Annotated in this window: 12 protein-coding genes and 1 pseudogene; 3 read left to right on the top strand and 10 right to left on the bottom strand. The window is 42.1% G+C overall.

Annotated features, from left to right (window positions below; genetic code table 11):
* Positions 1 to 21: 21 nt before the first annotated feature.
* The 3 genes and pseudogenes from AC0L6V_RS02120 to AC0L6V_RS02130 form a co-directional block, all read right to left on the bottom strand.
* Positions 22 to 934, bottom strand: a pseudogene (locus AC0L6V_RS02120) (homocysteine S-methyltransferase family protein).
* 298 nt (positions 935 to 1,232) lie between these two features.
* Positions 1,233 to 1,889 carry an alpha/beta fold hydrolase gene (locus AC0L6V_RS02125; RefSeq protein WP_418138731.1) on the bottom strand — a complete coding sequence of 219 codons (657 nt, stop codon included), beginning with the start codon at positions 1,887 to 1,889 and terminating at the stop codon, positions 1,233 to 1,235.
* A gap of 188 nt (positions 1,890 to 2,077) precedes the next feature.
* Complete coding sequence (locus AC0L6V_RS02130; RefSeq protein ID WP_265217136.1) at positions 2,078 to 3,364, bottom strand: cation:proton antiporter; 1,287 nt, start codon at positions 3,362 to 3,364, stop codon at positions 2,078 to 2,080.
* A 359-nt stretch (positions 3,365 to 3,723) separates the two neighbouring features.
* Between AC0L6V_RS02130 and AC0L6V_RS02135 the strand changes: the two genes are divergently transcribed.
* Together AC0L6V_RS02135 and AC0L6V_RS02140 are read left to right on the top strand one after the other, a co-directional pair.
* On the top strand, positions 3,724 to 5,460 hold the full coding sequence (locus AC0L6V_RS02135; protein WP_265217137.1) for a tannase/feruloyl esterase family alpha/beta hydrolase: 1,737 nt from the start codon (positions 3,724 to 3,726) through the stop codon (positions 5,458 to 5,460).
* 503 nt (positions 5,461 to 5,963) lie between these two features.
* Positions 5,964 to 6,827, top strand: a complete 864-nt coding sequence (locus AC0L6V_RS02140) for an isocitrate lyase/PEP mutase family protein (protein WP_111638628.1) — start codon at positions 5,964 to 5,966, stop codon at positions 6,825 to 6,827.
* 77 nt (positions 6,828 to 6,904) lie between these two features.
* Here the strand turns inward: AC0L6V_RS02140 and AC0L6V_RS02145 are convergent, their stop codons facing one another.
* Entirely contained in the window at positions 6,905 to 7,588 is a 684-nt protein-coding gene (locus AC0L6V_RS02145) for a P-loop NTPase family protein (protein ID WP_265217139.1), read from the bottom strand.
* A gap of 228 nt (positions 7,589 to 7,816) precedes the next feature.
* On the opposite strand from AC0L6V_RS02145, the gene AC0L6V_RS02150 reads away from it, so the two are divergent.
* Positions 7,817 to 8,056 carry a GlsB/YeaQ/YmgE family stress response membrane protein gene (locus AC0L6V_RS02150; RefSeq protein ID WP_111606559.1) on the top strand — a complete coding sequence of 80 codons (240 nt, stop codon included), beginning with the start codon at positions 7,817 to 7,819 and terminating at the stop codon, positions 8,054 to 8,056.
* Positions 8,057 to 8,123: 67 nt separating this feature from the next.
* On the opposite strand, the gene dapA is transcribed toward AC0L6V_RS02150, so the two are convergent.
* The 6 genes from dapA to holA form a co-directional block, all read right to left on the bottom strand.
* Entirely contained in the window at positions 8,124 to 8,996 is an 873-nt protein-coding gene (gene dapA / locus AC0L6V_RS02155; protein WP_265217142.1) for a 4-hydroxy-tetrahydrodipicolinate synthase, read from the bottom strand.
* Between the two features lie 373 nt (positions 8,997 to 9,369).
* Positions 9,370 to 11,985 carry a cyclic nucleotide-binding domain-containing protein gene (locus AC0L6V_RS02160; protein ID WP_409419294.1) on the bottom strand — a complete coding sequence of 872 codons (2,616 nt, stop codon included), beginning with the start codon at positions 11,983 to 11,985 and terminating at the stop codon, positions 9,370 to 9,372.
* Between the two features lie 26 nt (positions 11,986 to 12,011).
* Positions 12,012 to 12,620, bottom strand: a complete 609-nt coding sequence (locus AC0L6V_RS02165; RefSeq protein ID WP_265217146.1) for a flavin reductase family protein — start codon at positions 12,618 to 12,620, stop codon at positions 12,012 to 12,014.
* A gap of 181 nt (positions 12,621 to 12,801) precedes the next feature.
* Positions 12,802 to 13,461, bottom strand: a complete 660-nt coding sequence (locus AC0L6V_RS02170) for a 2OG-Fe(II) oxygenase family protein (RefSeq protein ID WP_265217148.1) — start codon at positions 13,459 to 13,461, stop codon at positions 12,802 to 12,804.
* An 89-nt stretch (positions 13,462 to 13,550) separates the two neighbouring features.
* Positions 13,551 to 15,554, bottom strand: a complete 2,004-nt coding sequence (locus AC0L6V_RS02175; RefSeq protein WP_265217151.1) for a methyl-accepting chemotaxis protein — start codon at positions 15,552 to 15,554, stop codon at positions 13,551 to 13,553.
* 130 nt (positions 15,555 to 15,684) lie between these two features.
* Positions 15,685 to 16,713, bottom strand: a complete 1,029-nt coding sequence (gene holA, locus AC0L6V_RS02180; protein WP_265217153.1) for a DNA polymerase III subunit delta — start codon at positions 16,711 to 16,713, stop codon at positions 15,685 to 15,687.
* Positions 16,714 to 16,733 lie beyond the last annotated feature (20 nt).

Consider the following 16,733-nt stretch of genomic DNA (forward strand, 5'->3'; position numbering starts at 1 on the left):
TCATCTTTTTGGATGATAGGCTTATTTTGTTTCGCAATACGCCGAAATAGCGGCAATGTGCTCTGGACCAATTCCACAGCAACCACCGATCAAGGTAGCACCGTCTTTTTGCCACTGTTTTACCCAAGTTAGGTACGCTGGTGGGGTTAAGTCCGCACGGAGTTCGTCTAGACCGTCATTGGCCGTGGCATTTTTAGGTTGTGGTGGGAAGGCATTAGCATAGGCACCTATTTGTATTGATTGTGCATTTAATGATGCTAATGTTTTTTGCGTGACTTGAATGGCTTCGCCAATGATCTCGGGCTGGCTGCAGTTAAATAAAATGGCACTTACACCGATGGCGTGCATAGCTTTTACCGCGTCTACTACCGTCTCGCCAGAGCGTAATAAGGGTTCGCTGGTTGGCTCTGAATCTTCAAGCGTAAAAGACGCCCAGAAAGGTTTTTTATCAGAGTCGATTTTATCAACAAGCGCTTTTACACGCGTTACTTCATCGATCAAACTTTGTGTTTCAGATAACCAAAGATCCACATAAGGGTTTAGGGATTCGATTAATGGCACAGCGAGTTCTTCAACACGGTCAGCTTGATAAAGATCTGCACGATAGGAACCAAACAAAGGGGCAAGTGAGTCCGCAACTTTGGTATCTGTACCGCTTTCATCGGCGGCTTCACGGGCGACCTTTCCAGACAAGATGGCGAGGCTCTTTGCCGCGTTCCTTGAAGACTTTTTCACCGATGTGAAAAGGAACGAGCGCATAGCTGTTTGTTGTAATAACGCGTGAGCCACTATTAATATAAGACTGATGTACTGCTTTCACTATGCTTGGCGCTTCCATCATAGCCAAAGCTGACCATTCTGGTTGTTTAAAAGGTGCACCACGGCGCTCAAGCTCTCGGCCCATGCCGCCATCAAGAATGGTGAATGAAGTCATAAAAATCCTATCCTATTTTAGAGTGTGACGTGATTTTAGACGGATTTTTTAACTATTCAATGCAAATTGGCATAAGGATAGTAATTGAAATACCAGTAAGGTTTTGTCACGGGTTAGTTTTTACCAAGGAACGCGTTCATATGCTTGAAAACGTCCATGGGGCGAGTCATATGTAAACAATGCCCTTTCGCTTCTATGATTTTCAGTTCGGCGTTTTGTAAATGACGCTGTGTATATTCTCCGACGCATATCGCAACCAAGGAGTCTTCTGAGCTTTGTAAGATGAGACAGGGATGGCCTATTTCAGGGAGTATGTTTCGATAGTCAGAAAAAAAGTGGCCCGTGCAAAAGGTCTAGAATAGGTGACATCGGTCGAGCAAAAACTGTTGAGCAATTCATGTACTAATACTTCGTTCTTATCTTTGCCTGGCCCAATTGGTGACAAGTCAGTGCCCATAACAATGGGCGCTAAATAGTTCCCCCAGCCAATGTAATCTTTGTTCATCAATTGCATGAGCTGCTCTAAGTCTTGCTTATCAAAACCCCCTTGGTATTCTGTTCCAATGTTTAAAAAACAAGGAGAAGGGCAAACGGCGATTAAATGGGAAAAAAGCTCAGAACGTTGCGTGGCAACAATCCAGCCTATGGTGCAGCTAACAGAATGACCAACAAAAATGATGTCTTTAAGATTCAGAGCGTCACAGATCTCAATAATATCGAGAGCGTAACCTTCTAAATGCTCATAGCGGTCTTTTTGGTAGGCTGAAAAATCAGAATTACCGCACCCAACGTAATCAAATAGGACGACTTGGTAGGTTTCTTCTAAATATGGAAGTATGAAGCGCCACAAGTTTTGATTGCAGCCAAAACCGTGTGCCAGCATCACGGTTTTCTCACCCTTACCAGAAATCTTGACATTATTACGTTGTAGGATGCAGTTTGATTCAGGTGGCATTAAGGTGCTTCTTCCTATTCAGCAAGTAGTAAAATACGCAAAACATGACATTCAATCGAATGCCATAACAATATTTTATAATAGTTTGTTATGGCTTTTTATGATCTAGGGCAAGGTTTACAGAAACAGAACCAATAAAAAGGCCAGCATTGGGCTGGCCTTATGACGGTTACCCTGTAGGCATGAAGCTATTTTGTTTTTTCTTTCGCGGCTATGATGCTTTTTTGTATCAAAGGTGAAATAGTGAGGCCTTGCACAATGATTGAGAATATCACCACGACATAGGTAATAATAACGATGACGTCGTGTAGATCCATACCTTCAATCATCATTTTATTGGTTGGAATAGCCGCTGCCATCGCCAGAGCCAAACCGCCTCGTAAACCACCCCAAGTTAAAATCTTCACGGAGTGTTTATCATATTCACGATAGCGTTTGAAAATTAGGTATGGGCTGCCAACACTAATAAAACGGGCAAGTAGAACGACTGGTACCATAACCAAGCCTAAACCGATAATTTCCCATGTCAAAGGCATAGTTACGATCAACATGCCTATGATTAGGAAAAGTAGAGCATTTAAAAAGCTGTCGGTCGCATGCCAAAAATCTTTTACATAACGGGTTCCATCTGGTCCACTGCGTTTAGACGCTTTTGCTCGTGTAATATTGCCAAGTAGGATGCCGCTGGTCACCATGGCAAGAGCACCAGATATTTCCCAGATATTTGCCAAAGCGAAGCCAGCTGAAGGAATAGTGAGAGTTACGAGTAAACGAGTGTTTATGTCTTTGCAGTTGATAATCACAAAGTGACCCACAAGAGCGATAGCAAGACCAAACACGATACCGCCAATGGCGTCGATTAAAAATAGCTCGGCGACTTCTTGAAAGCTGGCTTCTGTACCGTAGAAAGCCACGGCAAAGATAGTGGTAAAAATCACTAAGCCAACACCGTCATTAAACAGAGACTCTCCTTCAACCTGAATTGAGATACCTTGTGGTGCGCTCATTTGTTTGATAATCGCTAACACTGCAATCGGGTCAGTCGGGCTAATCAAAGCACCAAATAGTAAGCAGTATATAAGTGGTACTGGGAAGTTGAGCAGAGCAAACACGTAATAACTTAGATAACCGACAATAAAAGTAGAGGCTAACGTAGAGAATAACACCAAAATAGTGATTTCCCAGCGTTGTCTTTTTAACGCCGCAAGGTCAATCTCTAATGCTCCTGCAAATAATAAAAAGCCTAACATGCCTTTTAGAAGTAGCTGATTAAAGTCTATGTCGGAAACCACTTGTGTGATGAAAACCGCTGTTTCGTCACCGAGCATTTTGACCGCAAGAATCAGCAGTAAAGAGATAACAACGGAGCCTGTAGTGATGGCAATTGTTGTTTGCATTTTGAGTATATATTGGTTGGTAAAAGCGATGAAAACCGCTAGTGCCGAGAGGAAGCAGATGAGATACCAAGCGTTCATTTGAGAACCTTAACATTATCAATAGGATTGAAAACCATAAAAGGGCGCACGGGGGATGCTGGGGCAGTATGTTATCCCTAGAATTTGTCTCTGTCACTGCTTCGCTGTACAAAAAGTAGCCCTAAATAGAGCGATTTTTCACAAAATAGGAAATTTTATTTCAAAACGCAGCTTTCAAGTACATTTTATGGTTTTTTATGTAGGAAAATTACAACATTAAACCCTTTAATTTGTGCATTTTTTGAATGCTTTGAGCAAAAAAAATGATGTCGTTTTGGTGTCGCTTTCTTATACTCTGTTGTGGTGGAAAACAATAAAGTAGTAAAACAATAATTATTAAAACTATAAGGAAGTGAACCATGCATCCGTTTTTATGTAAACCAAGCGTATTGGCTCTCGCTCTTGGCGGTCTGACTGTTTATAGTGGTACCACTAATGCAGCATCTGCAGCGCATATCCCATCGTTGAGTGAAGCAACGTCCTCCGTTCTAGCGACTCGTTGTGAAGGTTTTTCTTCACTTTTGGTTGCGAAAGATACCGTAATAGATTCTGTTGAAACCGTACTTAAAGGCGCATTGAAACAAGGCGATACTGATATTGAAGAGCATTGTTTAGTGAAAGGTAAAATGCATGAGCGAATCGGTGAGATTGATGGTAAGCCATATGCAATTGGGTTTGAGTTACGTTTACCGAAAGTCTGGAATGGGCGATTCTTATACCAAGCAAACGGTGGTTTAGATGGTGCTGTTAGAACCGCTGATGGCGCATTAGGTGGCGGTCCGTTAACGGGCGCCTTGTTGCAAGGTTTTGCGGTAATTAGTTCCGATGCGGGTCATGATAAACCGCTGCCGACATTTGCTTATGATCCACAAGCACGGCTTGATTATGGTTATCAGGCTGTGGCGAAGTTAACGCCGATGGCAAAAACGGTCATTAACCAAGTTTACGGCAAAGGGCCAGACCGTAGTTATTTTGCGGGTTGCTCGAATGGTGGTCGACACGCCATGATTGCAGCAACACGATATGCTGATGAATATGATGGTATTTTAGTGGGAGCGCCAGGCTATCGTTTACCACTTGCCGCGGTAGCTAGTATTGCAGGAGCGCATGTCTATGCTTCGATCCCAAATACCAATAAAGCTGATTTGCAAACTGCTTTTACACCGACTGAACGTGCCACCGTTTCAAACGCTATTTTGGCTAAATGTGATGCACTTGACGGTCTTAAAGATGACATGATTCAAGACTATAAGGCTTGTCAAACGGCTTTTAGTATTCAAACCGACGTGGCAACCTGTCAGGTAGATCGTGATGGAACTTGCCTTACTCAGCCACAAAAAGATGCCATAGATAGTATTTTTAAAGGGGTGACTACGAGTAAGGGTAAGCGTGTCTATTCCTCTTTTCCATATGATGCCGGTATCAATAATAGAGACCAATTGGTTTGGGAATATTCGTCACCCATTGAGCGAGATTCAGGGGCGGTAGCCATGATTTTTAATACGCCGCCAGTTGAATTAAAAGACTACAGTATTCGCAATTTCAATGGCGCGGATTTTGTTTGGAATGCCAATATTGACGACTTAGTGGCAAAAGTAAATGCAACAACAGCGGTTTATAAGGAATCTGCGATGTCTTTTATGACACCGCCTGCACCAGAAGATATGTCTGCTTTGCGAAACAAGGGCGGCAAAATTATGGTGTATCACGGTGTGTCCGATGCTATTTTTTCTGTGCAGGACACCGAAGCTTGGTATCAGGCGTTAGATGTCGAAAATAATGGGCAGGCTGGCGATTTTGCTCAATTTTATCCAGTGCCTGGTATGGGCCATTGCCGCGGCGGACAGTCTACAGATCAATTTGACATGCTGACGCCTTTAGTGGCTTGGGTTGAAAAAGGGGAGAAACCTAAAGAAGTGATTGCCACAGCACGTGGGGTAGGAAACCCTGGTGGCGTTAATGAAGAACTGCCAGCTTCTTGGAGTGCAACGCGAACTCGTCCTTTGTGTCCTTATCCTAGTATAGCGATCTATGATGGTAAGGGGGACGTAGAAAGTGCGAAAAGCTTTGTATGTGAGGTTCCTCAAAGCATGTAGTAATGTGTTTTCTTAGATCGTTATATGAATTTTTAGACAGAAAGACTTGCTTATAAACATAGGCAGGTCTTTTTTATTTAGACACTCAGCTTGTTATGATGTAGAGCTTTTAATCAGTAGCAATGGCATCTCTTTTTTTATAGATTGTAAATTCCTTTCATTTCTTCAAAAAACTTCGTTTTTTTAGTCGTAATTTACTTACAAAACCTAACCAATCGGTTTGTTACAGATGAAGCAAAAGCGCAAGGGGAGTATAATATGCCGCATTTACACTATATGAGATCTTTGCACGACTACTGCTCTCGTCAATACTTTGTTAAAAACAATCCCGAAATGCTCATTTATACGCCATGAGTATGGCTTTAGTGTCCTGCGACGCCATATCACTTATCTCCATGTAAGTGTTCGCTTTGTTGTTTGTTTTTGCCTCGTTTTGGTTTTGCTTGTGACAGCGTGAAAGGTACTCAATATGACATTTAGTGACATCTTTTAGGAGTATATTTATGGCAACACCTTCCCAGCACGATTTGCGTAATGATTTTCGAGCATTACTAGCAAGCGGTAAATGTTACTACACTGCTTCGACATTCGATCCTATGTCGGCTCGTATTGCAGCAGATCTTGGCTTTGAAGTAGGGATTTTAGGTGGCTCTGTTGCATCTTTGCAGGTTTTAGCTGCACCAGATTTTGCTTTGATTACGTTAAGTGAATTTACTGAGCAAGCCACTCGAATTGGTCGTGTTGCCCGTTTGCCAATCATTGCCGATGCGGATCACGGTTATGGTAATGCGCTGAACGTGATGCGAACTATTGTGGAACTGGAGCGTGCTGGCGTAGCAGCATTGACTATAGAAGACACTTTGTTGCCAGCAAAATATGGTCATAAATCGACAGACTTGATTCCAGTAGAAGAGGCTGTTGGTAAATTAAAAGCGGCGTTAGAAGCGCGTATTGATCCGATTATGAGTATCATTGCGCGCACGAATGCAGGTCAGTTGACGACGGAAGAAACCATTGCGCGTGTTAAGGCGTATCAAGCCGTTGGTGTTGATGGTATCTGTATGGTGGGTATTCGTGACTTTGCGCATCTAGAAGAAATTAGCCAGCATATTTCTATTCCAATTATGTTGGTGGCTTACGACAACCCGGAATTGCGTGATCGCGAACGTTTAGCCGCCAATGGCGTGCGTATTGTAGTCAATGGTCACGCTGCATATTTTGCGGCGATTAAAGCGACCTACGATTGCCTGCGTGAACAGCGCGGTATTGCTGAAGGGACCTTGAATGCTTCTGAGCTTTCCACGCGTTATTCTACACTAGAAGAAAACCGTGTATGGGCGAATAAGTATATGGATGTTCAAGAGTAATTTCTTCTATTCATCGATAGTTAAAACAAAAAAGCCAACGTCTGTTGGCTTTTTTGTGATACTCAAACCGATAACTATCAGCCAAGTTGTGCTAGCTGCTCATAAGTATTGCGCAGCCAGACTTTCATGCGCTGACGTTCCGCAATGTTCATGATGCTTTTATCATTGGCTACGGCCCAAAAGCTGCTGTTATTGAAGTCAATTTTTTGTGTTAGCTTGCTTTGCAGTTTGGGTAATTCGATGATTAAAGCGTCACGACTCATGGCTTTTTTAAACGTCTCTGATTTTTGGAAGCGAGAAAAGTCACTGCCACGTCCGAGGTTTTGCACAACAACAAAGTCAACAGAAGGTTGTGTATAGCGATCGAGCAAATTGTCTAACAATGTGACTGAGTCCGCTCCATCGTCCATAACATGCCATAGGCAGACTTGATATCCCATTTCGTCTAGTAAGCCAAAAACATCCGTTTCTTTAATCCATTTACCTAGTGGCTGAGCTGCTTGAGCGGCTAAGTCGATGATTAAATCACGATCTGGGTATTCCTCGATAGCCGCTAGCATGCCATCTAAACTGTCCTCTTCGCCAATTAAAATAGGAGAGGCGAATTCATTGTAAAAGCGTGAGAAGGTACCGTGCGAAGCATCACAATCAAATCCTAAAAAGGCCTGATTGTTATCGATATAATATTGTGCCAATACTCGCGCGGTCATGGATTTGCCTACACCGCCTTTTTCTCCACCTATGAAATGTACCTTACCCATTTAGATTTCCTCATCAAAGCTTAACGTAACCATGTTTAAAAGAGAGTTCGAGTAACCCGTAGACACTGTATCAATATTTATTGAAAAAGCATGATGCTTTCATGACAAAGTAACAGAAAAAAGAATAAACGCGGTAGCAGTATGGAGAATTTAAGTGCTTTTCTAGGTGTGTAAACAAATAGATGCTAGTCTAAAAGACTATGCTATACACAATATAAGGATGACTTTATGGAAATTTTAGCTTTTTTGTTGATTGGTGCATTAGCCGGCTGGTTAGCTGGTCAGTTTGTGAAAGGAGCGGGTTTCGGCTTGGTCGGTAATATTGTTATTGGTGTTGTGGGGTCTTTTGTTGGCGGCTTTACTTTTCAACTATTAGGTTTGTATTCAGGTAGTTTTTTAGGGTCGCTTGTTACCGCAACAGTGGGAGCGATTATCTTACTTTATGTGGTTCGTTTGGCGAAGTCCTAGTCATAAGGGGTTTTAATAAGACAGCCCAACTTTTTTAGTATGGGCTGTCTTATTAGTTTGTTCGTTGTTAAATGAGTTCTAATTCTTCCATGATGCGGCGTATTGTCGCTTTTGTACTGTCTTGCAGTGGCACCATAGGCAGACGACATTCTTCGGTGCACAGGCCTAATAATGACATGGCATATTTTGGTCCTGTTGGGTTGGGTTCAATGAACAGCGCGGTATGTAGGGCAAATAATTTATCTTGCAACTGGGCGGCCTCTACATATTTGCCTTCTCGGCACAAACGTTGTAACTCGACAACGAGTTTCGGGGCTACATTTGATGTCACCGAAATACAGCCATTACCGCCACCGATGTTATAAGCCACCGTAGTAATATCGTCCCCACTTAAGAAATTAAAAGGTTTATTGATTAAGGCGCGTTCACGAATAGGTCGGGTTAAGTCGCCAGTTGCATCTTTAACGCCAATGATTCTTGGTAATTCAGCAAGGCGAGCCATAGTCGTTACTTCCAAGCCAACAACTGAGCGTGGCGGAATATTATAGAGAATGATCGGGAGTTTGCTGTTGTCGTGTACGTGTTTAAAGTGTTCATACAAGCCAGCTTGATTTGGGCGATTATAATAGCCTGCAACGTGCAATGTTGCATCCGCACCAGCTTGATAAGCAAACTCTGAGTAGTTAACGGCTTCGACAGGGTTGTTGGAACCTGCCCCAGCAAGAACGGGTACGGCTTTATTGGTTTCTTGTACGGTAATTTCAATAACACGTTTGTGTTCGTGTTCGCTTAATGTGGGCGATTCCCCCGTTGTGCCAACTGGTACTAAACCATTGATGCCTTGATCAATTTGCCAGCGTACGATATTACGCAAGGCATCTTCGTCTAATTGACCGTTACGAAAAGGAGTGACTAATGCTGTTATTGCACCGTAAAACATACTGTTGCCTCATTTAGGCCGGTATGCATTCTGCTGAAAAGATAGGTAAACCGTCAGCGAGAATGCTGCCAGGAGTTGTTTGAATCTTATTTCCACACGTCAGCGCCGCAAAGCTTCTTCGCCTTACGTTTATCGCCGTTATGTTTGTTTAAGATATTGTTATACATAAATTAATTTGAATTCTTAACATAGAGTGTTTTTCTATGCTCACCTTTTTTTCGCGAAAGGTCAATACATGGCCGACTTTTTATTGGATGGTATTTCCGCCTTGTCTAGTGTTTTTTTCGCAATAAAAAACGCTCGCTTACTGTTTAACCAATAGTGGGATAGTGATTAAACAGTCAGTGAGCGTTTTTATCGTTAGTAGAAGGCACTATTTTTTAAAGATGAAGTCTTCTGTTTCCAACAATTTATTGGTCCAAAGCTCATACGCTTTGTGGTTCAAATGCAGTTTGTCTCCTTCAAAAAGGTTTTCCTTTATGTCTCCTTTTCTGTCTAACAGCGTAGAAAACAAGTCCAAATATTGTGTATTAGGTCGAGTTTTTGCCAATCTAACTAGTTGCTGATTGGCTATTTCTATGGTTTTGCGCATTTTCAAGCGAACCGGGCTGCATTTTATACTAATGAGTGTGACGGGAATGCCAGGCAAATGACGATCTATCTTTTGTAACAGTTCGATATAGAGGTCCACCACTTTATTGCTGTCGCAATGGTTGCCGATATCATTATCGCCTGCATAAATCACCATAGAACGAGGCTTATGAGGCAAAATGATACGTTCAAAATAGTACACACAAGCTTCTAGAGTCGCCCCGCCAAAGCCAAGGTTTATACCATCCTTGTCGCGGAAGTGATGGGTGAAATCGTGCCATAAACGCATGGTTGATGAGCCATAAAACGCGACTGGCTGCTCTTTATATTTCTGGTGAGCAAGATGAAACTCTAGTTCACGGACATCGGATTCGAACTCGATATCAATCTGATTTAAGCTCATCACGTTAGAACGATAGCCATTTTTACCGCTGAATATCGGGTATTGTCGTATCTCTCTGGATAGTTCGACGGCTTCTTCGACGTAGCCTTTGTATTCTTCTTGATAGGCCATAAGGAATTGATTTAAAGCGGCTTTATCTTTGTAGTCGACTCGGCTAGACAGCTTAAACGCGGGTTTGATAATGACGGTATATAAATTGTGATCCGCTCGTTTATCAAAGTTCGCAACAACGATAGGAACTATCCATGGCTCGTCAGAGCCCATAGAGCCAGCGAGTTCAAAAGCATGAGGTAAAAAGGTGCCAGGTGATTGATGTGTGCCAAAACTCTGGCCTTCTGGCGATATCATCAGCGGAAAGTTGTTTTGTAAGGTCTGTTGTGATTGTTTAATGAACTCATCGTATTCTGGCGTGTCTTTGGTGAGATTGTCCCAGCTATTAATAAAAATATTGCCAAAGCGACCGTAAAAATCATCACGCCAAAACTCACTTTCTTTGCTTCGACGCACGACTCGTTGTCCAGAAATACCATATTCTTTGTCTATGATCATCGCGCTGATAAATTGCGCGTCCATAGAAAAACGGAAACCATTTGGTAGGCGATTGGTTGGGGAACCAAGTAAGTGGTTATAAATAAATAAAGATCCCGCTTTTTTCGGTAAGTTTTCTAGCCCTTTGATCACATAGGGAACTTGCTGAAATGCTTGCTTAAATAGCTCTGTTCCAAAACGTCTCGCATCAAGGGCAGGTGTGTCTTTAGGTAGGTTGTTGATGGTGTCATAGACATTTTGCAGATGGCGATAAAAAGCGTTTTCGCGCTGTAAGTCTTTCAAAATATCTAAGCACATACCTGAAATAGTACGTTCTAGCACACAGCCAAAATGCAGGCATTTGTAGAGGACGCCAAAGGCTTCATCTGTTGTAATGGCGCTTTTTAATAGTTCACTAACCTTATACAAAGGTGAGCTAACGGGTAATAGTGCGGCATTTTGTTCGATGACATTGCTGACCGCAAGAACTTCGTCATTGGCTATCTGAGAAAGATAACGCATGCGGGCTGCAAGCAGGTGGGCACCGACTAACCAAATGAGGCGATAGAGATATTTTACTGAAAATTTAGGGTTATCTTGAAATATGTCTAATAAATCTTCTCGTTTAATGCGTAAGATGCTGCTGTCTCGTGAGGAGATAATTGACGTGCGGTTTTTCATGCTACCATTTTGAGTGGCCCACGCTAACACAGTACCCGCACGTGCGATTGTACGAGTTGTTATAATATCGCCAGACTCCGTCTGATAGCTGATAACCACCTTGCCTTTTATGAGCAGATATAAGCCATCAGCAAGCTGATCTTGTTGGCTTATGATATCCCCTTGATGAGCTAATAATATAGAAGATTTTTTCGCCAAAGTGTGTATTTCAGCTTGCGTAAATGTTTCGCAGAACGGTGCGTAATTGAGCAAGCTGATGGCATCTTTGAGAGCATGTGTTTGTGTTTCTGAATCAACTAGTGGGCGAGTTTCTTCAAACGCCAAAGATTCGTTAGAGAAAAAAGGGCGAGTTTGGTTTTGAATGTCGGTGAGAACAGGTAAAGACTCTTGATAGACAAATTGTAAAAACTTGTTGGCAAAGTTTAAATTGGCGTCGAGAATTTTTTGTAGCTCAACAATGGGCCAAAAGAGTAAAGTGGAAGACTTTGTGGCAGTAAATGTTGTGGCATAGCGTGATGGATGTCGGAACGCAGACCACCCTATAGGAGAAAGAGGGTTATGTATTAGGCCCACATTGTAAGACTTTCCTGTATCTTGAAGTGGAACAGAAATAGCCACTTCACCTTCAATAAGAAAATAGAGGTGCTGGCCAATTTCAAATTGCTTGGCGAGTATTTCACCGGCTTTGAGTGTTTTTATGCTTGCCATACTGGTCATTGCCGTCGCTAATTCTGCGTCAACGTTTGCCATAAAGGGGAAAGCTTGTACTTGTTTTGTTACGTCCATCTTTAGTACCTCAAATCTGTATTGCCCTAGCTAGGACGTTTGATCGTGACTGTCTCACCTAGGAGGGCATAATCATTGCCACCTAGTCGTGAAAGGGGATTAAGCTTTTTGTTATCAATGACAAAGTGATTGTCTTTTTGCATCATCAGATCGTCATCAAGATACAGATCTATGATTTCTAAATAAATCGCATCGAATGATGAATGTCCTAATGTATGCAGGTCGAATAGTTTGCAGTGAAATGCCACTTTTGCCTGTGCAATACGAGGCAATGTGTTAGTGAAATCGGTCAGGGACAGGTCTGCCCCAGGTAACTCTGACTCACCGTACGGTAACGTTGCCGCACTCTCGTTAACGGCGTTCATGACATCTCCACTTGGAATATGCAAAACACATTCCTTTTCTCGCTGGAGGTTGTATTTTGTGTCCTTGGTTATTTCTGCGGTCTTGTTACCAATAGACACCATGAGAAGGGCTGGATCAGAAGAAACTGGAGCAAAATAAGAAAACGGAGCAAGATTAAAACTGTCGTTCTCATTTTTTGTCATGATCCACGCAATGGGGCGCGGCGTGATGGTTTGTGTGATCAGATGATAGCGCTGACTGCCGCTGAGTTGATCAAACTGGAAACGCATAGACTTCCCCGTGGTTATGAAACATTCCTTGTTAAATTACTACAAATAGCATTCCATTGTGAATCTTTGAATAGAAACTTATGAAATTTATTGTAAAAAGGGGGCGTAAAAAGAGGCAAGGGAAGAGCCAATTTACTGTATAAATAGGCTCAGTCTTGGTCGAGGTATATTGTTCGAGTGATTAATACGCTTCAATAATGCTGTTAAAAGCAATGACGACGCGATCTTTTTCTCCAAAATACGGTAAGGCGGAGTGTTTTAGGTAGGAAGGAAATATAATGACCTGTCCGTCTGTTGGTGTGAAATCCCATACGCCATGCCCTCCAAGGTAAGCGGTACCTGGGTCTGCGTAGTGTTCGGCATTCACTCTGGGATCATAAAAGCGATTTAGGCCACCGTTGCCTTCGATATGAGCATCGCCAGGTTCTAAATAATAAATGCCGCACCAAGAGCAATTTGGGTGCGAGTGGGCATCGTGGTAACCGCCTTTTTGTGTAACGTGGTACCAAGATTCGATAATATGTGCGTCAGCTTCCATGTCGTCGGGCCAGAAAGCTTGGTTGACGGAAGTGGCAATTTCTAGAATCAATTCTTCTAAAGCGCGTTTAGCTTCCATTATGTTGGCGTCAGCCAAGTCTAAAAAATCCAAGGTGCTTTCGTGTAAGGCATATTTAGCTTTTGGGGCGATGTTACTTTCAATGGCGGTGGTTTGAATCGCCTTTTGTTGGTAAACCGCAGCAAGTAACGCTTCTTTTAGAAAGTCATGGTCTGGCATTTGTGTGATAAAGAGCGGTGTGCTCCAGACGGTAAGTTCTTCCAAGACAACGGATTCATTATTCATTTATTTTTTACCCAGGACATGGTGAGGCCGCATAATAACAGGCTGCGAGAATAAGTGAAGTCTAGCAAAGTAAACTTCACTTTATCGAGTTACAGGTTATTAGCCTGCTTTAGACTTTCGATTACTTCGACTTCTTTATCTATTTCAGACATGCGAGCAGTCATATCTTGAATCGCTTGTATGTTCTCGCTGACATCTCTACTTGCTATGTTAGAAGCATCACCTAGGGATTGAATTTGTGCCGTTAACTCGCCAGTATTATTGGTGAGTCGAGACATGAACTGTTCAATACTTTCGATCGACTGACTGATAGAGCCAGTTGATTTGGTGACAGATGAGATCGTTTCTCCCGTTTTATTTAAGCTGTCTTGAGTGTTTTTAGATAGTTGTCTAACTTCATCGGCAACGACAGCAAAACCTCTACCAGCTTCGCCTGCTCGCGCGGCCTCAATCGCAGCGTTAAGTGCGAGAAGGTTAGTTTGATCAGCAATTCCCGAAATAACTTTCAAAATGGCAAGCACTTGCTCCGAGTTGTTTTTCAGCTGAGCCACGTTTCCATTCAGTGCTTTGCGGCCATCTTCTTGCGCATTAATATCATTTCTTAGTTCATGGAAAGTACCGCTTACATCGCTAATAATCGCTTCTGTTTGCTGTGAATACTTTGTGATTTTATTAAAACTGACGACCACTTGTTCAAGTAAAGGGCGATATTCAGATAGATAGTTAATCAGGTCTGCCTGTAAACGATTGATTTGCATTAAGCTATTCAATCTAGATAAGGTAAAAAATTCTTTGAAATAACTGTAGTGAATCGGAAAATTATCGACAATAGGGTCCGAAAATGGTTCGTTTTTTGACACTTTGAATAGAAATAAGGCCGTTAGGGTTTGGTTCATATGTACACCTAATAGCTCGCCAAAAGTAGAAAAACCCGCGGCGTTAATGTTCTGGAAGGCGGTTAGCTCTTTGAGGGCTTTTGCATTATTTAAACGACGTAAAATACAGTCATTAGCCAGCATCGCTATGGGTTGAGGCTTGCCTTTCATAAACGCGTCAAAGGCTTGTTTGGTGCTATCGGCAAATCCTTTAGCTTCCACCAGAATAAGCTCGTCGCCAAAATCTAGGTCGCAGAAAAAATGAATGATCTTGTTATCTAAATCAATGCTGGCGATGGAGCGTATAAATAATTCATTACCAATTTCAACTGCAAAAGAGTGGTTCGTTAACTTTGTATTTAGCTCGTTTGGTTGGCATTTAAAATAGTCACAAAGGTGGTCAACCATGTTGACGATTTTGCCAGTAGATTTAGAAATGACTGTCGTAACAGTTCGCTTTTGTGGGTCTGATTCTGCAATATAAAAAGAGCGATCAGTCTTTTTAAAGTTGTGTGTTTTTAGTATGCCGTAGCGGATATTGTCTGCTAGCTTAGTAAAAATAACCACAGCACAGTTATGAGCAACTTTGTTGCCGTCGTAGACAGACGCTTGTTTGAAATCTAACTTCCCTCCTGCTGAGCCTCCAATGAAATGACAAGGAAAACGCTGGCTATCATATAGGGCTTTCATAAAGAAGTTTTCGCTAGACGACAATCCATCCATAAATGTAATGGCAATAGTATCTTGGTAGTTGATGGCCATTTTTACATTTATCTTTTCTATCTCGGATTGAATAGCTTGAATTCTATCTTGCTTGTTTTTGGTTGCTTTGCCTTGTTTTAAGTCTTCACAATGCAGTGGGATGGTTTTTATTTCAGTGGATGCTAGAAGCTCTTCACTGTAGCTTTGCAAGACAATTGAGTCCCATTTTCCATCGGTCGTTTGATAAAAGTTTGCTTGTTGGCTGTTAAGTTCGCCTGCTGTCATCACAGCAACGACTTTTTCACAGTAAGGTGTGAATCGCTGAATCTTTTCAACAGTGCTTTCAAAGTCTAGATTAGAGGATACAAAGGCAAGGATTAATTGTGTTTTCTTTTCTGGAAACATCAATTCAGACAGGGTAGTTTCAGACAGTTCAGCATGAGTTAGCTGAAGAATTTTGATGCCCTGATTTGTACTATTAGGTAACGTTATTGATTTTCGTTTAAACCAAGACATAGAGGTCTCCATAAAGCTAAATTGTTTTTGTTATCATCCCATCATTAATGTTAGAACAATGTCGGCTTTATGTTTGTATTGGTTTAAATATGTAACTTATTGATAGTAATAATGATTTTATAAATTTAATTTATGGCAAATCTAATTCAGTTGCCACTGGTTTGTAGCCACAAAACATCATGACGAGATTGCGAAATCCCGTTTCACTGTCTGGGCCTTCTAATCCTTTGATGCTTTTGTCTAACAAAGCTAAATAGTTTTGCATGTAAGGTAGGGTAATTTTGTTGTGTCGTGACATGGCGCTTTCATAAAATGGCACGCGCTTGTCCCAGATTTTTTCACTCTGGCAGGCCTGTCTAAAGCTAGAGGATTGCATGGCTTGCAGTAGATTTGCCAGTGTTTGAATTTCTCGATTAAATAACCAAAGAAGGATACTGGCTTCCACACCTTCGCCAATGAGTTGGTTTAGACAATGCATTGCGCTTTTGGTGTTTCCCATTAGCAACCGGTCGCTAAGATCATAAATAGAATAACGGCTGCTGTCTGCGACGGATTCGACCACTTGTTCCGCATCAATTTTAGCGTCTCGCCCGTATAATAATGCGAGCTTTTCTAATTCTTGAGACAAAGCAAGTAGATTGCCTTCGCCACGTTCGCAGACAATGCTGGCAGCGTCACGGGTGAGGGATAAATTAAGATTTTGTGCTCTTTGTTGCACCCATGCCGGTAAGCGGTTTGCGTCTATTGGCCAGACCTGAACAAATACACCTTGCGATTCAAGTTGCGTGAACCACTTGGCTTTTTGCGTTCGCGCGTCGATTTTAGGTAAAGTCAATAGAATAACGTTATCTTCACTAAGCGATTGACTTAATTGAGTCAGTGCTTTTGTGTGTTTTTCCCCCATCTTGTCTATTTGAATATCAAACATGCGACGAGAAGAGAATAGCGATAAGCTTTGATTTTCATTTATGACATCTTGCCAATCAAACTGTGCGTCAGCAACAAAACGCAGGCGTTCATCGATGCTATGAGTTTGAGCGGCTTTGCGAATGTGATCGGCTGCTTCTTGGCAGAGCAACACCTCGTCACCAGAAATAATATAAATGGGGGCGAGGCTTTTTTTGAGCTGCTGTTGTAGTTGCTCAGGTTTAATTTTCATTGTATTGGCCTAACCACAAT

It is taken from the genome of Marinomonas sp. G8-14 (assembly GCF_055808935.1).